This is a genomic window from Gracilibacillus sp. YIM 98692 (assembly GCF_010993965.1).
Lineage (GTDB): Bacteria > Bacillota > Bacilli > Bacillales > Amphibacillaceae > Gracilibacillus.
This window is the reverse complement of sequence record NZ_WIXM01000061.1, coordinates 1-3,520: the sequence shown is the minus strand read 5'-3', so window position 1 is coordinate 3,520 and position 3,520 is coordinate 1. Positions and strand designations below refer to the sequence as shown.

At 46.9% G+C, this 3,520-nt stretch carries 22 tRNA genes and 1 rRNA gene; all 23 read right to left on the bottom strand.

The window, feature by feature from the left end:
- Nucleotides 1-411: 411 nt before the first annotated feature.
- Nucleotides 412-486 (bottom strand) — tRNA-Gln (locus GHD00_RS20765).
- A 5-nt stretch (nt 487-491) separates the two neighbouring features.
- Nucleotides 492-582: transfer RNA gene (locus GHD00_RS20760), tRNA-Ser, on the bottom strand.
- Between the two features lies 1 nt (nt 583).
- A tRNA-Asn gene (locus GHD00_RS20755) sits at nt 584-658 on the bottom strand.
- A 20-nt stretch (nt 659-678) separates the two neighbouring features.
- Nucleotides 679-752 (bottom strand) — tRNA-Arg (locus GHD00_RS20750).
- Between the two features lie 35 nt (nt 753-787).
- Nucleotides 788-864, bottom strand: a tRNA-Ile gene (locus GHD00_RS20745).
- A gap of 9 nt (nt 865-873) precedes the next feature.
- A tRNA-Gly gene (locus tag GHD00_RS20740) sits at nt 874-947 on the bottom strand.
- Nucleotides 948-994: 47 nt separating this feature from the next.
- A tRNA-His gene (locus tag GHD00_RS20735) sits at nt 995-1,070 on the bottom strand.
- A 32-nt stretch (nt 1,071-1,102) separates the two neighbouring features.
- Nucleotides 1,103-1,188 (bottom strand) — tRNA-Tyr (locus tag GHD00_RS20730).
- Nucleotides 1,189-1,199: 11 nt separating this feature from the next.
- Nucleotides 1,200-1,275: transfer RNA gene (locus GHD00_RS20725), tRNA-Phe, on the bottom strand.
- Between the two features lie 214 nt (nt 1,276-1,489).
- Nucleotides 1,490-1,582 (bottom strand) — tRNA-Ser (locus GHD00_RS20720).
- A 19-nt stretch (nt 1,583-1,601) separates the two neighbouring features.
- Nucleotides 1,602-1,674, bottom strand: a tRNA-Ala gene (locus tag GHD00_RS20715).
- Between the two features lie 10 nt (nt 1,675-1,684).
- Nucleotides 1,685-1,761, bottom strand: a tRNA-Pro gene (locus tag GHD00_RS20710).
- Nucleotides 1,762-1,764: 3 nt separating this feature from the next.
- Nucleotides 1,765-1,841, bottom strand: a tRNA-Arg gene (locus GHD00_RS20705).
- Between the two features lie 3 nt (nt 1,842-1,844).
- A tRNA-Leu gene (locus GHD00_RS20700) sits at nt 1,845-1,933 on the bottom strand.
- Nucleotides 1,934-1,985: 52 nt separating this feature from the next.
- A tRNA-Gly gene (locus GHD00_RS20695) sits at nt 1,986-2,060 on the bottom strand.
- 22 nt (nt 2,061-2,082) lie between these two features.
- Nucleotides 2,083-2,164 (bottom strand) — tRNA-Leu (locus tag GHD00_RS20690).
- Nucleotides 2,165-2,279: 115 nt separating this feature from the next.
- Nucleotides 2,280-2,352 (bottom strand) — tRNA-Lys (locus GHD00_RS20685).
- A gap of 5 nt (nt 2,353-2,357) precedes the next feature.
- Nucleotides 2,358-2,433 (bottom strand) — tRNA-Thr (locus GHD00_RS20680).
- A gap of 4 nt (nt 2,434-2,437) precedes the next feature.
- Nucleotides 2,438-2,514 (bottom strand) — tRNA-Asp (locus GHD00_RS20675).
- 150 nt (nt 2,515-2,664) lie between these two features.
- A tRNA-Met gene (locus GHD00_RS20670) sits at nt 2,665-2,741 on the bottom strand.
- Nucleotides 2,742-2,920: 179 nt separating this feature from the next.
- Nucleotides 2,921-2,996: transfer RNA gene (locus GHD00_RS20665), tRNA-Val, on the bottom strand.
- Nucleotides 2,997-3,047: 51 nt separating this feature from the next.
- Nucleotides 3,048-3,122 (bottom strand) — tRNA-Glu (locus GHD00_RS20660).
- A 108-nt stretch (nt 3,123-3,230) separates the two neighbouring features.
- A 5S ribosomal RNA gene (gene rrf / locus GHD00_RS20655) occupies nt 3,231-3,346 on the bottom strand.
- Between the last annotated feature and the right edge of the window lie 174 nt (nt 3,347-3,520).

Here is a 3,520-nt window from a genome sequence, read left to right as displayed (position 1 = left end):
TTAGGCACGCCGCCAGCGTTCGTCCTGAGCCAAGATCAAACTCTCCAAAAAAGTTTGTTTCTTAACTACTCTTTAACGTTTGCTCGCTTTTGTAAGCTAGCATGTACTTAACATACTGGTTGTTTTGTTCAGTTTTCAAAGATCAAAAATAGTCATAAATATTATCTCAACGACAAAATTTATTATACAAGTTCCTAGTGTAAAAGTCAATATTTTTTCACATTTCTTATTTAATTCTATTTTGAAACCAAATCAGTATTAAATGGAATCAATCTATTTCTAGTGCTTTATTAACCCAACTTTTGTGGTAGGTATATAATATAGCATGGATGATTAACTAATTCAACACTATTTCACTAACCATTTGCTACCATTTTCTTTATGATTATTTATTTTATAGAAAAAGTTTGATGGCTGGGCTAGCTGGATTCGAACCAGCGCATGACGGTACCAAAAACCGTTGCCTTACCGCTTGGCTATAGCCCAATAAATGGCGGAGAAGGAGGGATTTGAACCCTCGCGCCGCTTACACGACCTACACCCTTAGCAGGGGCGCCTCTTCAGCCACTTGAGTACTTCTCCATGGCTCCACAGGTAGGATTCGAACCTACGACCGATCGGTTAACAGCCGATTGCTCTACCACTGAGCTACTGTGGAACAATCATTCTACACACACACACGCCCTAGAGGATTCGAACCTCTGACCCACAGCTTAGAAGGCTGTTGCTCTATCCTGCTGAGCTAAGGGCGCATATTAGAAAAGTTATATTATATGATTAAATTTAGTGGTGGGCCTGAGTGGACTTGAACCACCGACCTCACGCTTATCAGGCGTGCGCTCTAACCAGCTGAGCTACAGGCCCATTCTATAATGGAGCGGGTGAAGGGAATCGAACCCTCGACATCAGCTTGGAAGGCTGAGGTTTTACCACTAAACTACACCCGCGTGTTACTAATATAATTTTATAAGGGGCACATATGATTCTTCTAGCTTGGGGCGGTTGATGGGAATCGAACCCACGAATGCCGGAACCACAATCCGGTGCGTTAACCACTTCGCCACAACCGCCATTGGATTAAAGTAATTTAACTTAACATGATTGGTGGAGGGAGTAGGACTCGAACCTACGAACCCGATGGGAGCGGATTTACAGTCCGCCGCGTTTGGCCAACTTCGCTATCCCTCCACTATAAAAAGTGGTGGCTCGGGACGGAATCGAACCGCCGACACACGGATTTTCAGTCCGTTGCTCTACCGACTGAGCTACCGAGCCAAGTTACAATGGTAAATTATTTATTAACTCGCATATAGACTGGTTTCGAAGTGATTTCAAAGATGTCCTGTACTCGTCACGTTGCACGTTCTTCGGTGAAGCATACGCTCCTCGCAAAACCTACATCGATGTAAATTCTAGATGTTTTACGGTTTCTCTACCGACTGAGCTACCGAGCCAAGTTCATATATTGCTATATGATAGGTATGATGTATGGCGGAGGAGGAGGGATTCGAACCCCCGCGGGCCGTGAAGCCCCTGGCGGTTTTCAAGACCGCTCCCTTCAGCCAGACTTGGGTACTCCTCCAAACAATATAATCAGAAAGTGGAGCCTAGCGGGATCGAACCGCTGACCTCCTGCGTGCAAAGCAGGCGCTCTCCCAGCTGAGCTAAGGCCCCTTATTGTCAATGGTCGGGAAGACAGGATTCGAACCTACGACCCCTTGGTCCCAAACCAAGTGCTCTACCAAGCTGAGCTACTTCCCGAAATGGCGCGCCCGAGAGGAGTCGAACCCCTAACCTTTTGATCCGTAGTCAAACGCTCTATCCAATTGAGCTACGGGCGCTAGTGGTACCGAGGGCCGGACTCGAACCGGCACGGTGGAAACCCACCGCAGGATTTTAAGTCCTGTGCGTCTGCCAATTCCGCCACCCCGGCATGGGTTGTATTACTTCTTCATCATCTGGCAAACAAAAGGATGAAGTTGTCATGGAGCGGAAGACGGGATTCGAACCCGCGACCCCCACCTTGGCAAGGTGGTGTTCTACCGCTGAACTACTTCCGCGCTTGGACATATTTTAAATAAATGCGGGTGGAGGGACTTGAACCCCCACGTCGAGAGACACTAGATCCTAAATCTAGCGCGTCTGCCAATTCCGCCACACCCGCATAAGATGGTGAGCCATGGAGGATTCCGACGCCACAGGCTAGTCCTTTCTTCCTATATCCTTCAAAATGAAGAAAGGGGAACCGTAGGTGAGAATCCGAACCATAACTTCCTTGATGAGCCATGGAGGATTCGAACCTCCGACCCTCTGATTAAAAGTCAGATGCTCTACCAACTGAGCTAATGGCTCTAACGTGGTGCCGGCCAGAGGACTTGAACCCCCAACCTACTGATTACAAGTCAGTTGCTCTACCAGTTGAGCTAGACCGGCAACATGGCGGTCCGGACGGGACTCGAACCCGCGACCTCCTGCGTGACAGGCAGGCATTCTAACCAACTGAACTACCGGACCAATTATTTTGGTTGCACCCTTAGGGCACTACGATTATTTTCTAGCACTGAAGACTATTCGACGTAGTGAGAAAATTTTGGTTGCACTCTTCCGAGTACCACTTATATTCACTATCAAGGATGTTTTATCGACGTAGTTAGTGAATTATTTTGGTTGCGGGGGCAAGATTTGAACTTGCGACCTTCGGGTTATGAGCCCGACGAGCTACCAGACTGCTCCACCCCGCGACAATAAAAAATACAAAATGATAATAAATAACACGCTTTACGTCATGTGTAAAATCCTGACCTCTGCATCTGCTAGCTTATTCTTTGAAGTTCAATGCTTCGAGGTTACTCGCTGTAAAATCGGTGGATGTAACGCTCGTTGCTCCACCCCGCGACGATAATAAGTTTAATATTGTAAATGGTGGAGGATGCAGGGCTCGAACCTGCGACCCCTTGCTTGTAAGGCAAGTGCTCTCCCAGCTGAGCTAATCCTCCGAAGCACAAGACGTTGCGATTGTAACATGCCTTCCTGTTAAAAGAATATAGTGGTGACCCGTACGGGATTCGAACCCGTGTTACCGCCGTGAAAGGGCGGTGTCTTAACCACTTGACCAACGGGCCAATCATTTTTCACAAATAAATGCTCCACAGGTAGATTTGAAATCTACGAAAGATCGAAAAAAGTCGATTGCTCTACCGTTAAGGTACTGTGGAGCGTTTTATTCATTTGCCTAGCGGCGTCCTACTCTTGCGGGGGCAAAGCCCCAACTACCATGGGCGCTGGAGAACTTAACTACTGTGTTCGGCATGGGAACAGGTGTGACCTCTCCGCTATCGCTACTAGGCTTTCAGGATGCAGGTTAATCGACGTTGTCACATGGATGTGACTCTTAGTCGATCATCCTACTTCATTTTTAAAACTATGTATCTTCAAAACTAGATAAGAAAAAGGTAGACATCAAAACCAAACGGTTTAAAGCGTTCATCAGTATAGTTAAGTCCTCGATCGATTAGTATTC